16 protein-coding genes are annotated in these 25,701 nt (G+C 64.9%); 9 read left to right on the plus strand and 7 right to left on the minus strand.

The features are described from left to right. Window positions 1–127 precede the first annotated feature (127 nt). The 5 genes from Rhe02_RS18685 to Rhe02_RS18705 all read left to right on the plus strand — a co-directional run bounded on the left by Rhe02_RS18685 (window position 128) and on the right by Rhe02_RS18705 (window position 6,625). Window positions 128–1,288: a GGDEF domain-containing protein gene (locus Rhe02_RS18685; protein WP_203909541.1), complete on the plus strand. Its 1,161-nt coding sequence runs from the start codon at window positions 128–130 to the stop codon at window positions 1,286–1,288. A 158-nt stretch (window positions 1,289–1,446) separates the two neighbouring features. Continuing rightward, a complete protein-coding gene (locus Rhe02_RS18690) occupies window positions 1,447–2,037 on the plus strand; it encodes a hypothetical protein (RefSeq protein WP_203909542.1) in 591 nt (196 codons plus the stop codon). Window positions 2,038–2,403: 366 nt separating this feature from the next. Next, window positions 2,404–3,501 (plus strand): hypothetical protein, encoded by a 1,098-nt coding sequence (locus tag Rhe02_RS18695; RefSeq protein WP_203909543.1) that lies wholly within the window; start codon window positions 2,404–2,406, stop codon window positions 3,499–3,501. Window positions 3,502–4,131: 630 nt separating this feature from the next. After that, on the plus strand, window positions 4,132–5,157 hold the full coding sequence (locus Rhe02_RS18700; protein ID WP_203909544.1) for an ArdC family protein: 1,026 nt from the start codon (window positions 4,132–4,134) through the stop codon (window positions 5,155–5,157). 373 nt (window positions 5,158–5,530) lie between these two features. Beyond that, window positions 5,531–6,625: a hypothetical protein gene (locus Rhe02_RS18705; protein WP_203909545.1), complete on the plus strand. Its 1,095-nt coding sequence runs from the start codon at window positions 5,531–5,533 to the stop codon at window positions 6,623–6,625. Between the two features lie 822 nt (window positions 6,626–7,447). On the opposite strand, the gene Rhe02_RS18710 is transcribed toward Rhe02_RS18705, so the two are convergent. Next, window positions 7,448–8,035 carry a toll/interleukin-1 receptor domain-containing protein gene (locus Rhe02_RS18710; RefSeq protein WP_203909546.1) on the minus strand — a complete coding sequence of 196 codons (588 nt, stop codon included), beginning with the start codon at window positions 8,033–8,035 and terminating at the stop codon, window positions 7,448–7,450. Between the two features lie 1,579 nt (window positions 8,036–9,614). Then, the gene (locus tag Rhe02_RS18715; protein WP_203909547.1) at window positions 9,615–12,923 is read right to left on the minus strand and encodes a protein kinase domain-containing protein; all 3,309 of its coding nucleotides are present in this window, start codon (window positions 12,921–12,923) and stop codon (window positions 9,615–9,617) included. Between the two features lie 559 nt (window positions 12,924–13,482). Here Rhe02_RS18715 and Rhe02_RS18720 point away from each other — a divergent pair. After that, window positions 13,483–16,422 (plus strand): BTAD domain-containing putative transcriptional regulator, encoded by a 2,940-nt coding sequence (locus Rhe02_RS18720; protein WP_203909548.1) that lies wholly within the window; start codon window positions 13,483–13,485, stop codon window positions 16,420–16,422. 355 nt (window positions 16,423–16,777) lie between these two features. Beyond that, the gene (locus Rhe02_RS18725; protein ID WP_203909549.1) at window positions 16,778–17,935 is read left to right on the plus strand and encodes a hypothetical protein; all 1,158 of its coding nucleotides are present in this window, start codon (window positions 16,778–16,780) and stop codon (window positions 17,933–17,935) included. Between the two features lie 56 nt (window positions 17,936–17,991). Here the strand turns inward: Rhe02_RS18725 and Rhe02_RS18730 are convergent, their stop codons facing one another. The 3 genes from Rhe02_RS18730 to Rhe02_RS50930 form a co-directional block, all read right to left on the minus strand. Then, window positions 17,992–18,243, minus strand: a complete 252-nt coding sequence (locus Rhe02_RS18730; protein ID WP_203909550.1) for a hypothetical protein — start codon at window positions 18,241–18,243, stop codon at window positions 17,992–17,994. Further along, window positions 18,240–18,587, minus strand: coding sequence for a DUF6924 domain-containing protein (locus Rhe02_RS18735; protein WP_373320648.1), 348 nt, complete (start codon window positions 18,585–18,587; stop codon window positions 18,240–18,242). The genes Rhe02_RS18730 and Rhe02_RS18735 overlap by 4 nt, the downstream gene beginning before the upstream one ends. 67 nt (window positions 18,588–18,654) lie before the next feature. Continuing rightward, entirely contained in the window at window positions 18,655–18,933 is a 279-nt protein-coding gene (locus Rhe02_RS50930) for an integrase core domain-containing protein (RefSeq protein ID WP_373320646.1), read from the minus strand. Window positions 18,934–19,288: 355 nt separating this feature from the next. On the opposite strand from Rhe02_RS50930, the gene Rhe02_RS18745 reads away from it, so the two are divergent. Both Rhe02_RS18745 and Rhe02_RS18750 read left to right on the plus strand, forming a co-directional pair. After that, window positions 19,289–19,519 (plus strand): hypothetical protein, encoded by a 231-nt coding sequence (locus tag Rhe02_RS18745; protein ID WP_203909553.1) that lies wholly within the window; start codon window positions 19,289–19,291, stop codon window positions 19,517–19,519. A gap of 288 nt (window positions 19,520–19,807) precedes the next feature. After that, window positions 19,808–22,279: a tetratricopeptide repeat protein gene (locus tag Rhe02_RS18750; protein ID WP_203909554.1), complete on the plus strand. Its 2,472-nt coding sequence runs from the start codon at window positions 19,808–19,810 to the stop codon at window positions 22,277–22,279. A 251-nt stretch (window positions 22,280–22,530) separates the two neighbouring features. Here the strand turns inward: Rhe02_RS18750 and Rhe02_RS18755 are convergent, their stop codons facing one another. Next, window positions 22,531–23,421, minus strand: a complete 891-nt coding sequence (locus Rhe02_RS18755) for an IS481 family transposase (protein WP_203909636.1) — start codon at window positions 23,419–23,421, stop codon at window positions 22,531–22,533. A gap of 176 nt (window positions 23,422–23,597) precedes the next feature. Then, window positions 23,598–24,842 (minus strand): hypothetical protein, encoded by a 1,245-nt coding sequence (locus tag Rhe02_RS18760; RefSeq protein WP_203909555.1) that lies wholly within the window; start codon window positions 24,840–24,842, stop codon window positions 23,598–23,600. Window positions 24,843–25,701 lie beyond the last annotated feature (859 nt).

Consider the following 25,701-nt stretch of genomic DNA (forward strand, 5'->3'; position numbering starts at 1 on the left):
CAGCCGGGCCGCTCTCACCGCAGGGGCGAGCCCCTGCTACCCATCCCCGTAGGTGAGGTGAGGGCAGCCGGCTGCTACCGGCTGCCCTGCCACACCTGCCAGCCTGTGCCACGAGGAGGCACTCGCCGTGTCTACCATCCACCTGATCACCGCAGCCGGGCTCGCCGCGCTGTGCGCCATAGCCGGATACCGGCTTGCCGCGCGCCGCATGACGCGGCTGTGCGCCGCGCTGGCCGCGGCCACCCGGGCCGCCGGCCACGACCGGCTCACCGGCCTGCCCAACCGCAACCGGCTCACCAGCCGCGTCGTCCAGATCGCCGCCAGCAGGCAGCCGATCACCCTGGCCATCATCAACCTCGACAAGTTCGCCCACACCAACCACTTCGGCCACCGCGTCGGCGACCAGCTACTGGTCCTGCTGGCCGGACGGCTGCGCTACCACGCCGGCCGGCACGGTGCCACCGCCTACCGGCTGACCGGCGACGAGTTCGCCGTCGTGTGGCCACATCCCCACGACACGGCACACGCTGCGGCCACGCGGCTGCTGGCCGCCCTGCGCGAGCCCGTCGAGCTGCTCATCGACGAACACCCCGTCCACCTGCGCACCACCGCCACCGCGGGCCTGGCCGATCTGGCCCAGCCGGCAGGCGACCCGACCGGGCTGCTGCTCACCCGCGCCAACACCGCGTTGCAGCACGGCAAACACACCGCCCGCGGCACCGCAACCCTGTGGCAGCCGCAGCTGCCCGACCTGCCGCGGCCACGCCGCGACAGCCGCCACACCGCACACCGCGACGGGAAACCGTGCGATGCGGTGCGCGACGCCATCGTCGGCACACCGAACCCCGTGTACGGGCTCATCGAGTGGGACGGCAGCTACACACCCACCGTCATCGTCGGCTGCTGCCGCGACGCGGTCCGCCGCACAGCTGTAGACATCTTCGGCACCACCGGCGGCGCACACTTCGCGGCCGACAGTCCGGACTTCCTTGCCCAGCACCCGAACCCCGGACCGAACGCACCCGCCGAGGCGATCACCGACTGGCTTGATGCGCTGCGTGAGGCCACCACCGAACCATGGTTCAGCGTGCTGGACTCAGACGAAGTCGTCCGCACCGCCGACCGGCTGCTGCTGATGGACCTGTTCTCAGCAACCCCATACGTTTCCCGACCCGGCGACCAGCCCGACAGCACAGCCGAGCGATGCGACCGCTGCCGCCAGCCCGCCACGGCACCACCGATAACCGTCGACGCGCCCGCGAACGTGACCGAGGACACCGCAACCTGACCGGCGTCGCCGCCAGATCTGCCACCACTGCCACCAAACAGGGCAGCCACGCCATCGCCGCCCACAACCCCCCACACCTCAAGGGCATCGCGGACCCACCGGTCGCCCTTGACGGGCGAGGTCGGCGATGTCCCTCCAATCAGGACGGAGAACGGTTCGTGACCCGCAGTTCCCATCAATCCCGCGGCGCCGCAGGCGCCCTCGACCCCGCCGCACTGTGCGCGCACATCATCGGCACCGTGCAGCCGCTGTTGGAGGCGATGCACTGGGCCGACGACGAGATCGCCGCCGCCGGCCGCCGCCACCCCGGCCAGGCCGACCTGCTCTACCACGCCTTCAGCGTGCTGACACCCCGCCACATCGGGCCCGGCATGGGCACCGAGTTCGTCTACCGCGGCCACGCCCGCGAAATTCTGGACCGAGTAGCCGCAGGCAACGATTTGCGGCCGGCCACCGCGGCCGAGATCTGCCTGGCACTGTCCAAGGCCAGCCAGCTGGCCCCCATGCACGCAGCCTGGGCCGGCCTGTACCTGCGCATGTGGCTGCAGGCGTTCCCCGGCCGCCCCCTCACTGCCGAGCAGGCCGACAACCAAAGCCACTACGAACATCTGCACGGACCGCACATCGACATCCTGGAAAACACGATGCGTCACAAGGCCGCCGACCGCGAAAGGCAACTCGACAACATCGAATGCACGGGCCGCCACCACGGCGACGACGTGGCCTGCCGGTTCGCCACCCCGCGATGACACCCGCCAGCCATGACCGCCCGGGCAGAGCGCCACGTGACAGACCCGCCGACACAGTCCGGCGACCACACCGCGCTATCTGATCCTTCCGTCGGCACCGGGCAAGGTTGGGCCGCTCACACGGCCTGATCGGGCGCAACCAGATGCGCCCGGCCCGATGACCGGGCCCTCATCCAGACCGGGTGCCGCCTCGGCCCGTTTCCAGCACCACAGCTGATCTCGCATCGTTCGTGCGGGACGCACCGCCGAAAACCCATTCGGCCCAGCGTCTCGCACCGCGGGGCGCTGGACCCCTGTACTCCTGCAGGAGGAAACCATGCCCTACCACCACAACGACAGGCGCCGCAGTGCGATGCGAGGTGCCACATGCGCCCGATGAACACCGACGGCAGCGACCAGGTCCTGGGCAAAGCCGCCGAGCACGCCGCCTGGATCTTCTACCTCATCGCCGCGTTGGGCTCGTCGATCGGCCAGATCTGGGTCGGCGTCGACGTCGCCCCCTGGCCTGATGCCATGCCGGTCTGGCTGCGTGCGGCGGTGGTGCTGCCGTTCGCTGTCGTCATCGACCTCGGCGGCGTCGTCTGCTCCGGTTTCGCCGACACCCGTCAGCGTCTCGGGGAAACCGCCTACGGCTGGCGGATCCTGTCCGCGGCGTCGGTGAGCCTGGGCGTCAGCATCAACATCGTCGGCCACGCCCAGGTGCCCTACCTGGCCGTCGTGTTCGGCGGTCTCGGCGTGTTCGCCTACAGTGTGTGGCTGCTGCACTCGGCCGCCCGCCGCCGCGACGCCCTGCGTGCCGCAGGTAAACTCGCCGAAACACCGCCGGCCTACGGGCTGGTCCAATGGTGGCGCGAACCAGCCGCCACCCGCCGCGCCAAGACCCTCGCGCTGCAGAACGGCTACAGCATCCACGAGTCGCTGACCGAGGCCCGCGCCCAGCTGCGCACCGAAACCCGGCGGGCAGCACTGGCCGACCACATCGAGGCCGACATCCGGTCCAGACATGCCGAGGACCCGATCCTGGCCTCGATCGCCGCCACCACCACCCCGGTCGACGACGTCGCCGACGCCCTCATGGCCATGATCGACACGACGGGTTGGGCGCGGACCATCGCCGCCCGGATCCAGCCGCCCCACGCCGAGCAGCCGACAGACAACGACAACGCCCTGCGCGCCGGCGACAGCCGCGACGGTGGCCGGCCGCGGTCGCCCGGAACGGCGGTGCTGCGCCAGATCCCCACCCAGCAAAACGACTACGACCGCTGGCGTGAAATCTGGCAGGCAATGACCGACGACCCCGGCGTGTCCAATCAGGACATCGCAGCGGCGCACGGCGTCTCCTCACGCACCGCGCAGCGCATCCGCGACGCCGGCACCGGCGGGCTGCTCGACTCACCGCATACCCCGGTCGCCCGCCTCGCCGCTCTAGCTGCCGACAACGGCCATCCGCCGGCAACGCCCTGACCCCGCCCATAGAGCGAGACGCCCGACCACACCACGCGGCGCCCGCACGACCGGGCTGCCCGGGACGGTCGCCGGTCCATCACCTCCGGCGACCGTCCCCGCAGGGCAAACCCATGCACCCCAAAGATTCGCGGATCCGGCCTTCACCGGCCACATGATCGACATCATCGCCGCTCCGTGAGCGAGGGCATCGGATTGCTGAGTGTCGGCGGCCCTCCTCGCTGCCCACGGCGCGGAGAACGGCTTGTCCCGCACACTTCCTCTACCACTTGGTCGGCAAAGCCCTGACTCACCATCGTCTCGGGCGGTGCAAGCAAACCTGCCCGGATCTCCCGCGCCTTACGCGGCGGCCGCACCGACCGCGCCTGGCTGCAAAGAACCCTGCCGGAAACTGTGCCGCGCCAATGATTACATCGCTGCTGGTTCTCATCAGATCTGTCTAGGTGATACCGGGTTCCCGTCGGTGCATGCCGTGTACCCACCCGGCGGGGGAGCCGTACGCGGTCGATCGTCGACCGCGGGGCTCGGCTCTTCGAAGAAACGGCCCCATCCATGTGCCTGCGGGCAGGCTGGGGCCACGGTCCCAGTCCGCCCGCCGCCACATGGCGGAGAAAGGACGGACCGAAAGACATGGCCAAGAACCAGAAGTCCGCGCAGGAGCGTGAAGAGCTCCTGGACAACATCAAGGCCGACTTCGACGCGCGGCTGGCCAAACTTGCCGCAGACCCCGACGAGTGGGTGACATTCATCGAGACCGTCGCCCGGTTCGGAGCGCAGTACACCCTGCACAACCAGTTCCTTCTGCTGATGCAGGCCGAAGAGCGGCAGATGAACCCCACGTTCTTTCTGCCGTTCGGCAACAGGCAAGCCACCAGCGGCTGGCGGAAACACGGCCGTAGTGTCCGCAAGGGGGAGAAGGCCTTCTACGTGTGGGCGCCGATCAAACGGCGACCCAGCGAGGAGGAAGCCGCCCGGTGGGAGGCCGAGGGACGCAAGGTCGCCCGTGACGAGCGTGGCCGCCCGGCCATCCAAGTGGTCGGATTCCGGCTCTCGCCAACGTTTGACCTGTCCCAGACGGACGGGGACCCGTTCGAGGTACCCAGCGTCCGGCAGGCCCGCCACATCAAGGTCAGCGGCGGGCTGTTGCCGCAACTGCTGGAAGGCGACGACCTGACCGGCGCCTACGACGACATCGTCAAGCTCATCAAGGACGCCGGGTACGCCTTCGACCTCGCTGCGCCCGGCACCGGATATCTGGGATCGGCCAACGGTGTGACCGTCACCGGTCCAGGTGTCCGGCAGGTCCTGGTCCGCGACGACGTCTCTGCCGCGCAACGTACCAAGACCACCCTGCACGAGCTTGCGCACATCCGCTGCGAGCACACCACCGGCGTGCGGCTGGGCGAGAACCTGCACAGAGGCCGCAAAGAAACCGAGGCCGAGAGTATCGCCCACCTGGTCTGCCGGGCATTGGGCTTGGACTCGCGGGCCTACACCGACGCCTACGTGCTCGGCTGGGCCAATGGCGACATGGACCTGGTCAAAGAATGCGCGCAGACCGTCCTGCGCGTGGCCAAAGCCATCCTGGCCGACCTGAACCCGGCCGTCGGCCCTGCCGAGCCTGCCGACGACGGCGACACCCTCGCCGATCAATAGCCCAGCCAACGCATGCGTAGGCCGCCTCTGGTCGGCCCAAGCCGCAGAACGACAGGCCTCTTTGGACACGCCTCACGGCAGCGCTCGACTCGGCTATTCATCACGAGGCATCGCCACGTGCCGATGTCACACGTTCGGCCTGCCAGCCGGCCAACATGGCGCACTGCACGAGCAGGCGAACGCCAAAGGCCGCCGGCTGCATGGATCTGACTGTGGCCGACCCGGGCCGAGCGGATTCGCGCACCCGGTCGCCCACCGATGCCGGTGAACCCAAACGGCACCAACTCCAACGGGAGCGCCCGACATCCAGTACTCGCGAAAGCCGCCGCCGGATCGGGCGGCGGCACTCACCAATTCAAGGAGGGAAAGACTTTTGAGCAATGACAGTAACGCCCATCGTGCACTGTCGCCGGATCCGGCGGCTGGCGATATGAGCCATCTGCGTCCCGATCGGTTGCGCCTGGGAAGCGTCGGGGTGTTCGCCGGTAATTGGGCCTGGACCGGCGATCCGCCTCGTATCCCCGTAGGGTTCGTCGGCACCCTGATCGGCCGCTGGAATGGATGGGCAGTGTTCCGCTGCACCCGTGAGGTCGCCCAAGCCATTGTCGGCGACCAGGAGCGCATGCGCGCTGCCGAACGGACACGACTAACCGCTGCAGGCATCACCGACGCCGAACTCGACCGGCGAATCGATGAGAGACTTGCGCCGATGTGGTTCGAAGGCGATGAGCTCATCTGCGACGAAACCGCGACCTACGGCCAAGATGCGCTGCAGCGCCACAGCCCCGGCGAGGACGGCCGTTACTGCGTCCAGGGCTTCACCTGGTGCTGGTCGGCTGTCGACCCGGCCGACTGCGATCGCATCGCCGGAGTACTCCCGGCGTTCGGTGAGCACCAGGAGTTCGTCATCGCCGCCCACCAGCCACTGCGGATGCCGCACGACCGGCTCACGGTGACCTGCATAAGGCATCTGGAGTTGAGTACCGGCGTTGCCTACAGCGCCACGCTGTGCCTAGACGGGCAGCCGGTCGGCACCGCCGACAACACCGGTACGGGTGGCCCCACGGTCTTCCAGTCCACCGATCCCAGGTTCAGCCAGTCCGACATGGACAGGTTCGTCGACGGCTGCCGGTGGCGCGGACGCGAAGTCTGCGAGGAGTTCGTTCTCGAAACACTCATCACCGAGTACGAACTCGACATACAGATCACCGCTGCCGCCACCCGGGGCCTGGCTGTCGTGGTGCTACGCGACAGCCAGGCGCAGGTGGTGTCGACCGAATACCGGCTGGACAGCAATCGCCTCAGTTCCCGAGACCTGCGGGGCCTGGCGGAGAAGCTGACTGCCGACGAGGCCGCCAACTACCCGTACTTGACCCAATTCGTCTGGCAGGTCTGGATCGGCACCGGCTGGAAGCTTATCGGCATCGTCGACCCGACGCGCAACGATGGGCGGCCGGGCGGGCGATAGCCGATTCCACGTTCGTTGCGTGCCTATTCGACCGTGCCCCATCCAGCAGCCGGTGGCGACCGAACCTGCGCCACCACCCGTGAGGCCTGGACCGAATCGGTCCAGGCCTCACGGCTGACCCAGGAACGAGTTCAACGATCCAATATGGAAACAATTCGAGAGCCCGATCGCAGCGCGCCGCCGGTCTGCGATCGCTGCCCTGCAGAGGCCGCAGAGACCATACAGCACCACAGACCAAAGCCCACCACTCCAAATGAACGCCGCCTGCCCGGCCACGCGAGCCGCAGAGACTGCTGCAAGCGGCCTGGGTGTCGGGGTGGTCGGCGGGCGGCGTGAAAGCTACGCAGCGCTTCGACTATCGTTCTGTTGCCTCCAAAGGCGGCTGCCTCTGGATTGGACTCGCGTTGGGTTGCGGTCGTGCATCAGGTTCATCGCCAGTCCGGCGGTCTCCGGATCTGCGCAGCACAAACGTTGCTACCAGAGCGACCGCGGATGGTCCAGCCATCAACCCAGCAACTGTTGGCTGGTCGTTTAGGAGCGCTATGACCGCGACTATCAACATCGTGACCGCAACGACGAAACCGGCCGCGAGCCCGATCATCGCCAAGCGATCAGTTCTCGTCCGGGCCTGCTCAGAGATTTCGAGTTCTCGGACTCGAATGAGGTGAAGTTCCCGTAGACGATACTCGTGCCAGCGTTCTTGATCGCTCTCGATCGCGCGGAGTACCAGCCTCACTTGGGCGAGTGGGAGATTGCCGACCGCAAGGGCCAGCTCCCAATCGGTCGGTTGGCCTTTGGCCGGCTCGGGTTCCTCGGCCACCTCTAGCGCCTCTCCACGTCGTTGATCGAGATGTGGTTCATGCCGCCGACATTGATGTTCGCGATCACACCTCCGGCGATGGTGCCTGGCGTCGGCCCACGGTTGACAGGACCCTGCCGGTGACGAAGCTCGGAAACGAGTGCCTTGATCGAATCCACTAATTGATTTACTGCTTGGTCCCCATCTCGCACCCTTAGATGCACATATTGTCGGTGGGCCAAGCTTTGAAGGTCGGCAGGAAGTTCGTCCCTGGCCGGCATACGCGCGGATTCGACTAGCAGCGGGATCACTGGAATGTTCCGTGCCAGGGCCTCCGCAAGTTCGCGGCGTACAAAGTCATTCTCGTTCATGATCTTCGGCCGACCGTCGGTTCCAGAGACGGTAGTCCAGTCCGGACCGATCACCGCTACAACAACGTCGCTGCCCACCAGCCGTGTGTAAAGGGACCTCGAGAAGTCCTCGCCCGGAGCGATAGACCGCGCGTCAAGGTAAACGGCTTCCGGTCCAAAGTGGTCCACGAGACGTTCGAATAGAACGTGGGCGACTGCCCCGGTCTGACCAACCCGATAGCTGATGAAGATCCCACTCATAGATTGCCTCCTGGTTAAGTGATGATGCTCGCCGCGAGGCCTACCGTCCAGACTTCATTCGACCATCCGACACTCTCGTCCCCGGCCTTGTCGGTGACAAACTAAAAGAAGGAAACCTCAACTTAAGTCATCGCAGAACAACGAGGAGGCCCAGTCAGGGTCGGCTAGGCCCGTGCCCATGCGAAGCTAGGTCCGGGTTTTTACTCAGTGCAGCAACAAGATTGCGGCCATGGCGGCACCGGCACCCACCGTGAGTGCCCCCGAGGCGGCCAATCTGCAGCGATCGTGAACGGCCTAGCGGGTTTCAGGGGTGCCATTTCATGAGCTGGATGAGGGCGGTGACGGTCTGAAGGAGGGTAGCGACTGCCAACAGCAGGGAGGTCACAGCAGCCATGACGGTTGCGAAGGCTTCTGCATTGCTGGGCTTGGGGTTCGGGATATTAGTCATGTCCTACCTCCGGCGGCGCCTGGCCCCGAGCTAGGTATCCCTTACCGTACGTGTTGCTGGATGATGCCGATCCTCAGCGAGCAACCTGCTGCGTCTCTTCGCGATAGGCACATGCAAAGTAAGCAGGCAGTCATGCGATCGCCCGCAACCCGAGGCTCTTGCGCATCCTGATGTCTGTTGTCCTCTGACCGATCAAGGAAGGTTGACGGCGCTGACTGGCTTCGCCTTGTGCCGGATGAGGAGCCACTTTCGCAGTGTGATCGACCTATGGCGATGCGACCGAGTGCGCTGCCCGGATAGGCCATCCGCAGACCTGATCGTTCACACGGGAGATGCGTTCCTGATCGTCGCCGACCGGAAGTCGGATCCACCATGGACGCTGAGCTAGCGGCTGTTGACGACGAGGTCCGGCACGCGCGAACCCCGCCCGGCGATGGCGGAAACGGCCACCGGGCCTGCCGGTACCGCAAGCCGAAGTCGAAATGGACGGTGTCGACGCCCGCCGATCTGAGGCACTCAACGTTCCGCGCCAGCAGCGGGAGCCTATCCCAACGCGTAAGCGGCATCGATCTTAAAGCGGACAGGTCACTCCTGCCCGCATCCTAGGCATAGTCGACATGTGTCAAATAGCTCGCACTGTGATGCTTGTCCCGTGACGGATCAAGAGAGATTTGTCAGCGCTGGCCAGGCCATCGGCACTATCACGAGTCAGTCCACCCGTTCACGGTTCCACTATGGCGGTCACATTTCCAGCCGAACGAGTTGACCGCGCAGCCAGCCGACGCGATCACGGCAGATCCCAGACGCGCCCCGCACGAGCGGCCAACCCGGCAAATCGCCTTCGCCGAAGGGTTCAGGATTGGTCCTAGTCCGGCACCACCATAGCGCCGATCTTGGGAATACGCCTCCGAAGTGGAACACGGCGTTGATCTCATTGGACATTTGGGCTGCGCCCAGGCGATGTCATCGACTTCGTCCTGCTCGAGGTTCTGGAGCTGGCTTCGGCGGCCGGAGCGGTCGCGGCTACTGATGCGGCGCGGGCGGCCGAGACCGCCGCCCCAAAGCTGGCTGGATGGTGAGCGACGGTGGTGTGACGTAATCAGTGTCGCCCGCGACATGGGCTCTTGGCTGTCATGAGATGTCGATGGTGGCGAGGTTCGCACGGATGAAGTTGATGACATCGGGTGTGTATTCTTCCCAACCGTCGTAGCGGAACCCGACCTGTTTGGCGTATTTGTCGATGAGTACTAGGGCAGCTGCGAGTTTCGTGTCGTCGCTGGGGTGGATGTGCTCGCGGAGGGTTTGGTCAGTGAGCAGTCGCTGGACGATGGGCTGAGTGCGTGTTCCGTGAAAGGTCGCGAAGTGCGGGTGGAAGACACCGCTCGCGTGGGTGGTGTTGCCCGAGGTGTGGACGGCGTGTAGGCAGGCGAGGAAGTCGAATTGTGTGAGGCTGGTCAGTAGGCGGTCGTCGCTGGCTTCGAGATCTGGTCTGAGGTAGTCCAGTCGATGGATGACGTCATGGCCGAGGCTGACGAGCGAGATTTCGTGCTGTGCTGTGTTGTCGTTGGTGTTTGTCAGGTCGCTACGGTTGGCCATGGTCGTGGCGTGTTTGAACCAGCTTGCATACATGCGGCGCATACCGGATGGCTTGCGGGATGCCAAGTGGGCCGCTGCGGCCCAGTGTTCGCGGCGGACGGCGAGGGCACCGAGGGCTTCGGCGTGTGTGGCGATTGTGAGCCAGAGTTCCGCTGCTGGTCGCGGCGGCTCGTTAGTGATCTCGGGTCCGTTTTCGAAGGCGATGCCGTAGATGGTGACGAGGCTGTCTACGCTGCGGGTGAACCACTTGTTGCGTTCGAGTTCAAGGAAGGTGGCTGCCAAGCATGTCAAACCATCGACGATTTGGTCGGTTGCCTGACGGTCGCCGGCCCGATGGAGCTGCCGGGCTTCGGTCACTCCTTTGCTCAGTAGGCGGCGGATCGGGATGTCGTCGTCGGCGCGGAGCATCTCGGTGACAGCTTCGACCAAGAGGTCGACGTCGAGAGAGAAGGCCAATCCTGTTGCGGGGCCGGTGCTGGTGCGCTGAGGCTTTCCTGCGGGCTGTGTCACGGGATGGCGTTGAACTGTGGCTTGCCTGCGGTCGCGGGTTGGTTCGAGTTCAGTCACGATCAAGGTTAGTAGGTCGTCCACGGTCGCTGGGCGTTGCTGTGGGTCCGGATGTGTTGCCGCTTCCACGATGGCGCGCCATGGGCCTGGTGGAGGAAGGTGCGGCACGTTTGCGCGGGGCTCGGTCTGCAGTAGTGCCCAGCCGATGATTTGGCCGATGCTGAAGATGTCGGTTTGCGTGCCGACCGCGTGTGCGTCGGTGTGCAGCTCAGGGGCCGCGTAGCCGAGGCTGCCGTAGAACTCGCCGACCCTGGTGCGCCCGGGCATTGTGGTTTGGCCGCGTGGGCGGCGGCCCAGGCCCCAGTCCGCGATGACCCAACGGCCGTCCAGCCACAACATGTTGGCTGGCTTCAGATCCCGGTGGATCCAACCGTACTGATGTGGCTCACGCAATCCCTCACAGATCGCCGTGATCAACGCCTGTAGCGCCGAGTCGTCCCGTAAGGTGGCGGCCACGTCTTCGGCCGAGTGGTCAGCCCGCGGCATGACGAGCCAGTCGTGGGCGTTGCTGGAGTCGAGGATCGGTATCACGTGAGGGTTTTGACCGAACATGCGGCCTGCGTCGACCTCGCGCTTCATCCGCGCGCGCTGGTCATCTCCTCGGATGCGCAGCCGCTTGAGCGCGATCGCTGTGCCGGTGCCTTTGTGGGTGCCCGGGAAGACCTCGGCTTGGCCGCCCACCTTGAGCGGGCGGGGGCCTAGTGCGTAATCCTTCCGTTCACCGTGCGCCGCAAGCAGGACGGCGTCGTACGGACGAGCAGGGGCAGATGGTGCGGTCGAGGGACACTCGTCGCTTTCGTCCGACGGATCAGCTTTGCGGGGCGGCGGCGATGCCAGGTGACGCGGCGGCGTGGGGCTAAAGGTCGGAGGATCAGTAGTCGTAGGGGGGACAAGAGTGACCTCGATGAGGACCGGGCGCGGAACCCAGACGTCATTTCCTCGCACATCGCCGAGCAACATCAGTCGGCCTGCGGAGGTGACGCAAAGCCCTTGCACCCGATTGAGCTGCAATTCGGCGATCAGGCTGGACGTGCGGGTGGACAGGTCAAAACGATGAAGAACGATGCGTAACCCGCGATGGTCGGAACCGGCCATGATCACGTCGCCGTTGGATGTCGTGAGGTACCGAGGGACCGTCGGCGACTCGATCCAATCTTCCCGACGCACCAAAGTGGTTCGTGCAAGGTCCAAAACGGCGCTGTATCCATCTGAGCCGAGGAAGAAGCGCAGATCGCCTAACCACGCTGCGCTTAGCACGTTCGCGTCGAACGAGACCGAATGACGCTGCTGGTCGCCCACGGTCCCTCCCAGCCGCACCAAGCCCAGCGTCGAACCGCCCAGCTCGGCACCGTTTCCACAGAGCGCCCACACCTGGCCTGCAGGACCCCACAGCAGCATCCGGGCATCGTCAAGATCTCCAGCGATCGGCGTGAGTACACCGTTGTTCCACTCGACGACTGCCGCACCGCGGCGGACCAGAATTCCTCCGTCGGCTGCTGCCAGCACGCTGCCCGCGCAACCCGCCAGCCGCAGCAGCCAATGTGTCGTGCCGCGCAGGGCATCGACTTCCAAAACACCCTCGTCCGTCGTGACGAGCACCCTAGCGCCGTCCACAGTGAAGCCTGTGATCTCCGGCCATCCGGAGTCCCCACTCAACAGATGCTGAAGCGACACGCCGTCGGCCTTAGCAATCTCAAGGTCCCATGGCATCGGCGACCGGGTAAAAGATACGAACGGCGGCGGATCCTGCCGAGGGGCCGACGTCGTCAGAAGCTCAGTCACCGAGGTCAGAACCGCGCCGTCGAAGACGGTCCTATCACCGATCTCGTCCATCGCCTCCTCGAGCGTCAACAGGCCACACAACGCAGCCTCCACATGCTGACGATCAAGCAAGACGACAGTTGGTCCCTGAGCATCCGCGCCTGTGCTGGCACCGGCGTCGAACCCGGATATAGAGATCAATGCGACCTGCAGTCCACCTCGCGTCCGGGCAGCCTCCTGCCACGCCATGACCTCCTGTGCAGTCAACGGCCCGTCACTCCACATCAGACCCAGGAAAAACTTTCTTTCACCGCTACGCAATCCGAGCACCGGACTCGAGCCAACAAGGGGACGTACAAGCCGTGACTGGACACCCGAGGCTGCCAGAAGATCGCCGATGATCTCCAGCATCAGCTCGCTGCGATCCTGCTCAACCCGGTCCTCGCCGAGAAGCTGGCCATACCTCGCGATCAGCGTGGGCACACCATCTACGCCGCCAACGTTCGCGCTGCTCACCAAACCCCCTGACCAGATCATCAACGATATGTAGCTGACCGTGTGATTCTCGCGCTGCCTGACCCAAACTGCGAAAATGGCAGGCTAATCGTGGCGCGGGCGACTCAATGCATGGCCGTAGGATCATGGATGCGTACGCCACAATTCAGTCGGCTCAACCGACGTGGACAGCGCTCGGCTGGGAAAATAGTTCATCCTCCCGTCTGGTGGAGATCCAGCAGCTCCAACGGGCGAGTAGGGACGGCTGGCGGGCCGAACTGGCCTCAGGGGAACACGGTGCCTTGCGCTGCTGACACGCTACCGCCGCCCCGCCATAGCCCCCGATGCCGGTCACGTGTCACCACGTGTCAGACCGTGTCACCGCGGGTCATCGCCTGATGCCTGGCGCGATCGCCGACCGCAGTGGCAGGTTGTCTTTTAGCAAGTTGTCTTTAAGTGGGATGGATCACCGCCGCTGCCGGTTCTCGCCATGTATGCGGATGGATCAATGCGGATGCCGCCAGTCTCGGATCGGGTCAGATCTGTCCAGGTGTAACGCGAATGGGGTGAGCGTGTGGTGATGGCGTTTCGGCGTGCAGTCGCCGTCGTGGTCAACGCCACGACGCTCGTCACGCTCGTCATTGGAGCGCCGATAGCCCTGCTGCACTTCGGCGCTAACCCATTGCTGGGCACGGCGGAACTGGCGCGTGGCCCTGGCGGGGGTCTGTTGTCGCTTCGACAGCTGACGCCACTTGTGATCATCTTGTTGTGGGTGTTGTGGCTGCTGGTGGTCGTCTCGCTGCTCGCCGAGGGCGTGGCCCGCGTTCGGGGCATCGATCTTCCTCGGCTTCCAGTGCTGCGCCCGGTCCAGGGCATGGCCGCCGCGCTGATTGCCGGACACACGGCTGGCCTGCTCACCCCGGCCAGCGCCGCCATGGGAGCCGCCGCGATCAATCAGATCGACGCCCACAGCGGCACCAACGCGGTACCCGCTGCCGCTGCGGTCGCTGTGGTCGGGCAGCATTCGGTCCAGGCGCCGGCGACGTCACCGGCCACGGCGCCGGCCCGCTACGACACCCGCGCCGCCACGGTGCAGACGCCTTTCACGGTGGGCAGCGTTACTCTGGTCGTCGGTGATTGCGGCTACACGTACAGGGTCGTCGACAACGATTCGTTGTGGCGCATCGCCAAGGTGTGCCTGGGCGACCCTGAGCGGTGGCCAGAGATTTGGGATCTCAACCAGGGCAGGTCTTGGCCGCAGGTGTCCGGCAACACTAGGTTCCGCGATCCTGATCTGATCTTTCCAGGCTGGGTGCTGACCTTACCCGCCGATGCGGTGCCGCCGCCCGGAGCAGAAGCGGTCGCCCCTCCGGTCACCGCCGACCCGCTGGCCCCGGCGTCCGTACCTTCGCCAAGCCTGAGCACCAGCGCAAGTCCAACGGCCCCGCCACCGCGCAACCTGTCCCCTTCGGTGTCAGCCCCGGCGGGCACCGCTGCAGACGGCGACGATGGGATGTACGTTGCACCTTCGGTCGCCTCCAACCCGCCGTCCGCCGGGGCATTCCAGTCCGGATTCGCCACGCCGAGCGAGTCGCCTGCGCCGGCGGCGACTTCTGCAGCGTCGCCAGCTCCGATCGCCTCAGGCAGCGAGCAGGCACCAGCACGGTCCGGCCCGTCGGACGGCATCAATCTGCCGGGCGGCTGGATCCCCGTCGGCTTGGGCGCCGGGCTGGTAGCCGCGGTGGCGATGGTGTGGCGACACCGTCGCCACTGCTACCGTCCCACCCCGGTCACCGCGCCACGGCTGGCCGATCCGGATCTAGTGCCACCCCTGGCGGCGGTGACCCGCATTCGGCAGACCCTGCGCCGCAGCGCACCGGAAAGCCTTACCCCCGCCACAGCTGTGGCGCCGACGGTGCGGGACTACCATGCCGCGGAGACTAGACCCGCGCTGCCGCCTATCGGCCCCAGCGGTGCAGACCTGGCTGGAGCAGGCACGCTTCCGCTTTCCGCTGGTCTGGGGCTGCAAGGGCCGGCCGCGCTCGACGCTGCCCGCGGGCTGCTGGTGGCCACCCTGACGTCGGGTAGCCACGACGATCCCGATGCCGAAGGCCGGGCGATCATCCCCGCCGCTACGCTGGCCACTCTGCTCGGCGTGTCTGCGCTCGAGTTCGGGTCGATCAGCCGCCTGACTGTCACCGACACCGTCGCCGACGCCATCACTGACCTCGAAGAGGAGGTCATCCGCCGGGCCCGGCTCACCGCCGACGCCCAAACGGCCACGGTGCACGCGCTACGCGACAACGACATCCACGCAGAACCCTTGCCGCAGGTGTTGCTGATCAGTGAAGTGCCGGACCCTGCGTGGATCAACCGGCTGACCACCGCCGTCGGGCTGGGCTATAGCGTGGACATCGGCGCCGCGTTCATCGGCCCGTGGCCGCCGGGGACCACCCTGCACGTTGCCGAAGACGGCACCACCGGGGACAGCGACGAGGACCCGCGGCTGGCCGTGCTGGACGTCGCGACCACCCTCGACATGCTCGGCCTGCTGCGCGAAAGCTGCGGCGACCACGAGTCCGTCGGCTCACGCAACGCTGCTGCAGTAGGACCGCCATCGAATCCACCCGCGCCTGTTGCAGAAGCGAAGGTCCACAGCGCCGACGGCGACGCCCCTGCGCCGACACCACCGTCGGGTGCGAGTTCGCCGGTGACGGTTCGCGTCCTGGGCTGTCCCGCCATCATCGGCGACAACGGCCAGCCCGTAGGCGGCCTGCGGGCCAAAGCCTTGGAACTGTTGGTCTATCTCGCTGTGCACCGCGGCGGCGCTGCGCTGGGCGACATCATGGAATCGCTGTTCCCCGACGCCACCATGCGCCGGGCCTCCGAGCGTCTGTCCACGGTGGTCGCCAACCTGCGCGGCGTGATCCGCCGCGCCGCCACCGCCTCAACCGGCGACCCGGACACCGCGAAAGTACGCCTCGAACCGGTGGTCAACACTGGCGGGCATTACCACCTCGACCCCCGGATTGTGGTGGTGGACTGGTGGGCAGTCACCGACCACTACGCCACCGTCGCACGGGCCGCGGACGACCTGCAGCGCCTGGCCCACCTGACCGCAGCCCTCGACGCCAGCGGCGGACCGCTGGCCGACGGCACCGACTACGACTGGATCGACACCGACCGGGAAGTGGTGCGGCGTCACCAAATCAAACTGCACACCCACGCTGCCGCACTGCACGCCGAACACGACCCGCACCGCGCGTGGCATCTGCTCGAGCAGGCGTGCGAGTTGGATCCGCTTTCCGAAGAGCTTGCGTGCCAGGCGATGCGAGCCGCTGCAGGCTGCGGCGACACCGACGCTGTCCGGCACCGGCTCAAAACCCTGCGCGACGCTCTCGACAAGGCAGGCATCGAACTCGCCGGCGACACTGCCGCCTTCGCCAAAGACCTGCTGCGCCAACGGCAGCGGCCCCCATGGCCCGAACAGGATCCGCGACACCCGGGAATGCCCTCATGAACACGTCTGTTCGCGTTGACAGGGGTATCGGCGATGCGGCCGCATTATGCGACGGTGCCTACCTCCTTGGTCTTCTCCTGCCCGCAACGGTCCTCACGGCCGGGATCGGGTTCGGTGACGGCGAAGCGCGCGACTGTCCTCGTCATGGCCAACTTTCTGTGGCGGGCGCACCGCGACGGGTGGACCTTGTGCGGGTATTTGCCGCCGCCGTGACAGCCCTAGTCTTTTTGGCACTCCGCAGCGCGCATCCACCGCGAAAACCGTGCTGCCACATGGGCCGTTGCGGCCATTGGGTGCCCTGTCACCCTTCACCCTGCACGTCGGATGAACCGCGTCTAGCAGAAAGGTCACGCCAATGCTTGCCCCGCCCCTGCGAACACCACTCGGCGTGTCCGGTGAGCCGACCATGCGATATGCAGGGGTCGAACGTGCGGCCTGGTGCTTCTATGCGATCGCCGCACTCGGCTCGTCCATCGGCCAGATCTGGGTCGGGGTCGAGGTTCCTCCGTGGCCTGACACCGTTCCTGTCTGGGTACGCGCCGTGTTGGTGCTTCCGTTCGCCATCGTCATCGACCTCGGTGGCGCCGTGTCCGCTGGCATGGCGGACTGGCGGCAACGGCTGGGCGAGTCCGCCTACGGATGGCGGATCCTATCCGCGGCATCCGTCGTGGTGGGCGTGGGTATCAATGTTGTCGGCCATGCCAGCGTTGCCTACCTTGCTGTGGTATTCGGCGGCCTGGGCTGCTTCGCCTACGCGGTCTGGCTGCTGCACTCCGCCGCCCGCAGACGCGACGCTCTGCGTGCCGCCGGGAAACTGCGCAACACCGCACCCGCCTACGGCCTTCTCCAATGGCGACGCGAACCCGCAGTCACTGCTCGAGCCCGCAGCCTGGCCCTCGAGCACGGCTATGGCGTCGTCGAATCCCTCACCACAGCCAGAGCTCAGATCGCCGAAGAAGTCCGCCGCACAGCGCTTGCCGGCCACATCGACGCCGAGATCCGCGCCCAGCACGCCGACCCGATCCTGGCCGCGATCGCCGCGACCACCACCCCGGTCGAGGAAGTCGCCCAGCATCTCATGCACATCATCGACACGCGCGGCTGGGCGCGAAGGATCGCCGCCAAAATCCAGCCACCCACACACCTTGCGATCGACCCACCCCCGCCGGCAGAGGAATCCAGGGCGAACCACAACGACGAGCCTGATCTCGACAGGCTCACCGACCTGCGCACAGATCTGGTGAACATTGTCCCGACCAAGCCGGCCGACTACAGACGCTGGCACACACTGTGGATCACCATCCGTGAACGACCAGAGGTGACCAACAAGGACCTCGCCAAAGACAACGACATCAGCGTCCGCACCGTTCAGCGCATCCGCGCGGTCGGAGCCGCCGGACTGCTCGACGCCCCGGCGCCAACCAACACCCGGCACCTGCGCCCGGCCGCAAGCAACGGCCACAGACCGCGAGACCAAGCCATGACGGCCGACCCGGTGCCAGGCTCCGATTGATGTGTTGCGGATTGGGTCGGATGATGCGTAACGCCGCGGCTTAGCCGATCCTTGTACTATCCGCCGGGGGCAACGGCGTTGGCAGCCCACGAATCTGGGCCTGTCTGTTCCCAGGACAGGCCGCCGGTGAATTGCCAATGCCGGCGAAGGTGGCGCAGGAGGTCTTGCTGGGCGTCCTCGACCGGTACGTCGGGCGCGGTGCCGGGCAGGTGGCCGCATCCGAAGGCGTCAGGTATTTCGGCTACGGAGATCCGCCACCGTGTTGGCGTGCGATACAGCAGGACGTACTTGACGGCGGGCCGGTTCATGAGGACTCGTCGGTGAAACCGCGGAACACTCCGTCGTGGTCAACTGCGTCGGCGAATTCTTCAAAGTCAATGTTGGCGATCTCGAGGTTGGCCTGGACTGACCAGACTTCGTGCGGGGCTACGCGAAAGGTGCGGCCCGGGTCGTCCCATAACTCCACCACCAACAGCGTGTGTTCCGGGCCATGAATGGCGTCCGCGTCGGCCATGAACGCAAAGGTGATCTCTTCCTCGTCGGAAGCAAGCTCTGCCAGCTGCGCCGCGGTGAGCCCGTCGAACGACCGGTCGCTGACACACGACAAGCTGGCTTCGAACCCCTCAACAGGAGCCCGTACCAGATCGCACAGCGGCGCTCACGCGGGAGGGCACGGTTTGATCCGGCTACCGTCGCGCAGCAGATCCACCATGGTGATATCAGCCCGCAGGGGAGCAAGCGCTGTCTGGGTGTTGAAGGGGTGAAGGCGGGCAGCGCTGGCGCCGATGGGGTTGCGCCGCCAGCCTGGGGCGGCAGCCGTAGACCGATGCCAGGACGTCCATGTCCAAGGCCTGGTGCGGCCGTTCGGTGTTGTACTGGCGCACGAACCTGTCAACGGTAGCCTGCGCCTGATCCAGCGACTCGAACGGGCGCTGGTCGAGGAGCAGTTCTTGTCGCAGCACTTGCGGAAGCGCTGCGGGACAAGAACCAATTCTCACACGTGATCATGACCCGCCAACGGACACACCCACTCCGCCAGCATATTGATACGCAGGTTCGATAGTTAACCAGGCGATTTGTGCCCTGCCAACTCGTCTGCCAGAATCTTTGCTGTCCGCATGTGTGGTCTATCGATAGACGTTATTGCGGGTAGTTCGCCGCCTACAGGGCGTAAAACAGGACAAGACTTGGATCACGAAGAACTGAGGCGCGGCCAAACGGGATGGTCGTGCCGCACCGTGAACTGACGCCCGACGCGAGCTAGGGCTCAGCTACTGAACCGGTTGGAGTAACCGGTCGAGCTGAGCCTTTCTGCGCCCAACTCGACCAACACAGTTCGAGTTGAGAGGGTCAATGAATCTCCCTGTCTGGGCGCAAGCGCTAGGAGCTGTGGTCGGTTCTGCTGCGTTCGCCGCTGTCGCTATCGCCGGATTCAAGCTCGCGCTCGCGCGAATGGCACTCAAGGGCACCACGCCCGAGGATCGTCCGGCCATCCTCCGGAGCTTGCCGCCCGTGTTGCGCTCGGTCGGGTCGGTCGGGAGGCTGTCGCTGGGGTCGAAAGCCGATGAGCAGCACGAAAAGTGAGGGACCCGGGGCCGGTAAACGCGACGCCTGTTTGCAATCGGTGACTACGAAGACGCCCAGGCCTTCCCGCGAAGGAGAGGCGAGCCTGGGGCCGGGGTCTCCTCTGCCGGTGTCCTCTACCGGGTAAGGTCTCCGTGTCAGGCCCCGATTGACGCGTAATGATTCTGGGGCGGTTGACGTGCAACATCGGATCATGAATGATCTCATGATTGCCTATGATCGATATCCGCCGTACCTTGGGTTGATCGGCGGATGTCCGTCTTGCATTGGTAGTCGATGATGATGGCCGTGCGGTATTCGAAGCGGCGGCTGTTGGTCACGGCGGTCGTGGCTGTGGTCGGCCTGGCGGCCGTCGTCGTGCTGGTGCGGTTTTTCATCGGGCAGACGCTGGCAGATGCTGACCGCTATGGGAGTCCAATTGGTGCTGTGTTAGCGGCGGTGGCACTGCTGGCGGCCGTCGTCATCGGGTTGCTGACGCCCTCGGCGCCCGATCCCGCTGCGTCCACTGAATCAGATCTTGCCGTGCAGTCTCCCAGGGGTGCTGAGGCCGCTCCGGCTGCCCAGATCAGGTTTGGCGTGATCCCGGGTGAGGCGCGCTGGTTTCAGCCGCGCCCAGCAGAAAGCCAGGCACTGCGGCAGGCGCTGGCCGATGGCGACCGGGTCGGTTTGGTGGCGTTGCCCGGCGCGCGTGGAGCGGGAAAGACCCAGCTGGCGGCGGCCCACGCCCGGCAGTGTGCCGCGGAGGGCTATGACCTGGTGGCGTGGATTAACGCTCAGACCATTCCCGACGACGGCAGCGAACAGGCCAAAGGACTTCTCGGCCCAGTCAGCGAACTTGCTCGGCTAGGTGCCGAACTCCAGCTGGACACCGCGGAGCGTACCCCTGAGCAAATCGCTGCAGCCGTGATCCGCATGGTAGGCGGCAACGATGGCAAGCGGCGGCTGCTGGTGTTCGACAACGTCGACGACCCCGACAGCATCACCGCCTACCTACCGACCACAGGCATCGCCAAAGTGCTCATTACAACCAACCGGCAGGAAGTCAACGCGATGGCCGGCATCGTCCCGGTCCACGTCGGCATGTTCACGCCGCAGCAGGGACGGGCGTTCCTGACCCGGGCCACCAACCTGCCCGACACCGACGACACCCGCGCAGTCGGGCAGGAAGTGGGCTGGCTCGCGCTCGGGCTGGCCCAAGCCGCCGCAGCCATCGCGCTGAACAAATGGTCCTATGCCGACTACCTGTCGCGGCTGGCCCAAGTCGACGTCAGTCAAGCCCTGCAACGGCTGGCGGGGGCACAGCATCCTGGAGTGGTGGCCGCCACCGACATCTCACTACAGACCCTGAAGCGACACGACACCTACGGCGACGCCCAACGTCTTCTCCAGGTCCTATCAATACTGGCTCCAGAAGGCATCAGCCGCGCCCTGCTCACCGACCCCCGAGCGGCCGCCGCCTTAGAAATGGACAGCAAGCGCTTGGACCAAGCGCTAGCAGCCACCTCCAACCTGTCGCTGGTCACCTTCGCCCAGACCGCCCAACACGACTCCCGACCTGATCCCATTATCGTCACCGTGCACCGCCTCACCGGCAAAGTGGTCCGCTACCATGCCGCCGACAACGCACAGCAGCAAACCAACAACCCGATGACCCAAGCAACCAACATGGTGGAAGTCCTCACCGACGACCTTGGCGAGCATCAAGTCGCTCTCAGGCGCGGTGACCTCGACGAACTCGTTACCCACATCTACAGCCTGACCACGCACATCGACCCACCCACCACCGACCTACTCCGGATTGTCAACTGGGCGGCAGAACGGCTGAGCCAGGCTGGTGACACCTCACGCTCCATCGCAATGCACGAACGCAACCTAGCCGATTACGAGCGTCTGCTTGGTCCCGAACATCCCGACACCCTGACCTCGCGCAACAACCTCGCCGAAAGCTATTGGGATGCGGGCCGTCACGGTGATGCCATCGCGATGCACGAACGCAACCTGGCCGACAGTGAGCGTCTGCTTGGTCCCGAACATCCCGACACCCTGACCTCACGCAACAACCTTGCGGCGAGCTACTGGGATGCGGGCCGTCACGGTGATGCCATTGCCATGCATGAGCGCAACCTGGCCGATCGTGAGCGGCTGTTCGGCCCCGAACATCCCTACACCCGGGGCTCCCGCAACAACCTCGCCGAGAGCTACCGAGCAGCGGGCCGTCACGGTGATGCCATCGCCATGCACGAGCGCAACCTGGCCGACAACGAGTGGTTGCTCGGCCCTGAACACCCCGATACCCTTCTGTCGCGCAACAACCTTGCGGCGAGCTACTGGGATGCGGGCCGTCACGGTGATGCCATCGCCGCGCACGAGCGCAACCTGGCCGATCGTGAGCGGCTGTTCGGCTCCCAACATCGTGACACCCTGACCTCACGAAACAACCTTGCGGCGAGCTACCAAGCAGCGGGCCGTCACGGTGATGCCATCGCCATGCACGAGCGCAACCTGGCCGATCGTGAACTGCTGTTCGGCCCCGAACATCCCGACACCATAATCTCGCGCAACAACCTCGCCGCAAGCTACCAAGCAGCGGGCCGCCACAGCGACGCCATCGCCATCCACGAGCGCAACCTGGCCGACCATGAGCGACTGCTCGGGCCCGAACATCCCGACACCCTGAGCTCACGCATTAACCTTGTGACAAGCTACCGGGCAGCGGGCCGCACCGGTGATGCCGAACACCTCAGCCAATCAAGCGCTTAGAGGCTTGATTGGAAGACATGCGTGGGTGCAAAGGCAATATATGTACCCGGACAGGGCGCATGTCTGTGTCTATCGTGATGGCGGATGTCAATCTCGCCTCGTGTCCGAGGCTGCCTTCTACCGTGCCCGGGCTTCGAGTGCTTGGTCTCAGGCTGCACACTCCGTGAGCTCCCGTGAGCTCCGTCCCGCTCCGAGCTCCGTGAGCCCTCTCCGAAATGCCCTCTCCGAAATGTGCAGCTGACATGGATGCTCTACACCTGAAGGGATTTGGTGGTCTTCTGTTTTAGCCGCTCGTAGGGTGTCTGGCCGTCGAGGCCGCCGTGAGGTCGATGGTAGTTGTAGTAATCCTCCCATTCCTGGAGCTTGTTGTTGAAGACCTTGGCGTCGTCGATGACGACGCCTTCGAGTAGCCGGTAGAACTCTTCCTCGTCGATGCGGTGGCTACGTTCGACTTTTCCGTTGAGCCGCGGTGTATGTGGCTTGATGTAGACGTGACTGATGCCCTTATCCAAGACGTGCCAATGGAATGAGGACTGGGACTCAGCACCGTTGTCGGTCTGGATCACCTCAACTTGGAACGGAAGTCGTTGCAGCACATAGTCCACGAACTGGATCGCGGTCTTCTGATTGTTCGCCGGATATACGCGCAGCACGCGTAGGCGGGTGCAGTCGTCGATCGCCGTGTATTGATAGAAACGCTTGCGGGCACCAGGTAGCGGGGCAAGGAACTTGACGTCGATCTGGACCCGGTGGCCGGGCAACTGCTTCTCGTAGCGTTTCCACCGTCGGTCATGGCGTTTGTAGCGCTGTGAGGCCGGTAGCCGGCCCATCCCCAGCCGGTCCAGGATGCGCCATATCCCCGACTTGCTGATCTCCACGTCGTGGTACCGCTTCAGATACATTTTGATCTTCTCGGGTCCGAAGTGGTAGTTCTGCCGCAGGTAGATAATCTTGCCCACCACCTCAGGATGAGTGGCGTTCGGGCTCGTCTTCGGACGCTTCGACCGGGTACGCAGTCCTTCCACACCCTCGGCCTCGTATCGCCGCAGCATCAGGTAGTAGGCCTGCCGGGTGATGCCGAAGTATCGGCACGTCATGGCCACGTTGCCAGTGACCTCTTCCACATGCTGGATGATCGCCAGGCGCCGCTTACCGTCACGATCAAGTGGTGGGTGTCCATGGAATCTCCAAGTTCAATGAAGATCCCTCAGGTGTCAAGCATGATCGTCAGTTTTATACATGTGTCAGGCTCCGAACTCGGCGTCGCGGGGCGTCTGTTTCTACGGGCGAGTTCGCATTGGCTCGCCTGCGTGAGTGCCTATTGTCCCGCGGCATCCTCGGGAGGCTGGCTGGTGCGCTCGGTCTTAGAAGCCCTGCCTTGATTTACAACTGCGTGAAGCGAACCGTGTACTGGCGTACTTGAAAGGATGTAGCCAGCCGGCAGCGTGGCTCGACTCGTTGCCCACACTGTAAATAGCTGATCATTGTCGTGGAACCGCAATTGTTCCAGATCGGCGTCAGCATGAAACTGCGTCTTGTCCATGTGCGTGGGCTGGTGGAACTCTACCCCCTGCAGCTCAACTTCGGCATAGAACCGGGCACTGTCGAGGAAAGCCATGTCGTAGAAGTGCGTCCAGCTCAGGTCGGTTCCTTTGTAAAACCGGACCTCATGCAGGAAAGCCGTGTCATAGAACTTTCCCCAGCGCATAAAAACCTCGCTGTGGAACCGCGCCCCTTTCCACATGGCTGCTCGGTGGAACTGTATTGAGTGCATCGATGCATTGCCATGGAACTCCGTCCTTATCAGGTTAGTAGCGCCATGGAACTGGGCCCAGTTGAAGGTGACGCTGCCGAGGACGCAACCCTTGAGGTCGAAATCCACGAGGACGGCCCGAGTAAGATCAAGGTTCAGTCGAGAGCCAGACTCCGCGTACCAGTAACTGCCGCTTGACACACCGCCTGAAGCATGGCCACGCAAATGTGCAGCCAGCAGCCGCTGAGCTGTCAACCTAACCTCAAGCTCCTGCTGACGCTCAGTCTCCTGCGCTTGATCCGGCGGCGAGTCTGGCTGAGGGAACGCCGGAGATTTCTTGTCGTTCTGGCGTAGTACCTCAAGCGGAGGTGTGTAGGGCATTCGCAGGTAGGCACACCACACGTCAATGACTGTCTGGCGAAGCATTGGGTTGCCGTGCCCTAGTCGCTCCAGTGCGTACAGACCCGCGAGGCGTACAGGTGCCTTATCACTCGCGAGCTGATCCGCTGCCGCTACATACAGAGCGGTGGTGCGCTGTTCTAACGCCTCGTTTTCTGCGAAACGCTGCGCCTGCTCTGCGTATCGCTGCGCCCGCTCGCTCATGGCCTGCCGACGCAAAGCCACCAATAGTGTCACGCCCGCCGCCAGCCCGGCTGCAATGGTCAGACCGGTCTTTATACGATCCAGTCTTAACCGATCAAATTCGGTTACAGGCCGGGGCAGGTCCCAGACGCCCACAAGCCACAGGCCCGCTGCGCCGCCAACTAGTACCACGAATATGGTCGCTGTGACGACCAGCCAGTATCTCATGGGTTTGAGCGGAAGATCAGGACTGGCAGGACGTTTGGGCTTTCTCTGTACCGGGAACTTGCGACTTGGCAGATTCACAACGGCCAGTGTGACCATACACGTCCTCCAGCCGCACCCGCTGCTAGGCCGACCTGGGCAAGCCGACCATCCAACTTTCCCTAAAGGGCCGTTTAGCAGTGCCAAAACCGCGCCTCCGGCAGCCAAGGGCTCCGCCCGTAAGGGCCTCCGGCGGCCAGGACTACTCGTCCTGGACCTGGATGAACTTCCCGAGCATGATGGAGTGCCCGGCTGGCATGCGTGCCGGCCCAAGGCTGGCGAGCCAAGGGCAGGCCTCCGGCGGCCAAGGGCTCCGCCCGTTGGATCCGGAGAGCGCCTCCGGCGGCCAGGGCTACCCGCCCTGGAACCCGGGCGCTCTGAAAGCAGGGCTGCCAGCTAGCTGCTACCTGTCGCGCACCGAAGGTCTGGCAGGGCAGTGCCTGCGCGACAGGACGCAGAGCCTCGGGGGACCAACCTTGTGACGATCATGGGGAGAAATCTGGGAGACGATCTAGCAAATATCGACATTCCGGTCAGTGTCAGGCCAACGCAGACCAACAGGATTACCAGGCGAAACAGCTGCTGAGCAGTGGTGAGGATCGTGTTTGGACTCGGCTGGGGGTCAAGGGGCCATGAGTTCAATATCCCCACCGTTGACGCATACGTGTCAATGTTGTGTCCAGACTCCATGAACCATGCACCGACCACGTCATCCCGTGACAGCAACCGCCTCATACTTAGCCGAGCGCCTACGGACGCCAGGCCTCGTCCGAGCAAGAGAAGCAGCTCTCCACATTGGCCAGTGCTGTGACTCTTAATCCGC

It is taken from the genome of Rhizocola hellebori, assembly GCF_016862955.1.
Classification (GTDB): Bacteria; Actinomycetota; Actinomycetes; order Mycobacteriales; family Micromonosporaceae; genus Rhizocola; species Rhizocola hellebori.

What these genes read in the sequence shown, in the direction of transcription:
- Rhe02_RS18695 (WP_203909543.1), top strand. Translation starts at nt 2,404, where the DNA reads ATGCGCCCGATGAACACCGACGGCAGCGACCAGGTCCTGGGCAAAGCC.
- Rhe02_RS18700 (WP_203909544.1), top strand. Translation starts at nt 4,132, where the DNA reads ATGGCCAAGAACCAGAAGTCCGCGCAGGAGCGTGAAGAGCTCCTGGAC.
- Rhe02_RS18710 (WP_203909546.1), bottom strand. Translation starts at nt 8,035, where the DNA reads ATGAGTGGGATCTTCATCAGCTATCGGGTTGGTCAGACCGGGGCAGTC.
- Rhe02_RS18720 (WP_203909548.1), top strand. Translation starts at nt 13,483, where the DNA reads ATGGCGTTTCGGCGTGCAGTCGCCGTCGTGGTCAACGCCACGACGCTC.
- Rhe02_RS18725 (WP_203909549.1), top strand. Translation starts at nt 16,778, where the DNA reads ATGCTTGCCCCGCCCCTGCGAACACCACTCGGCGTGTCCGGTGAGCCG.
- Rhe02_RS18730 (WP_203909550.1), bottom strand. Translation starts at nt 18,243, where the DNA reads ATGAACCGGCCCGCCGTCAAGTACGTCCTGCTGTATCGCACGCCAACA.
- Rhe02_RS18745 (WP_203909553.1), top strand. Translation starts at nt 19,289, where the DNA reads ATGAATCTCCCTGTCTGGGCGCAAGCGCTAGGAGCTGTGGTCGGTTCT.
- Rhe02_RS18760 (WP_203909555.1), bottom strand. Translation starts at nt 24,842, where the DNA reads ATGAGATACTGGCTGGTCGTCACAGCGACCATATTCGTGGTACTAGTT.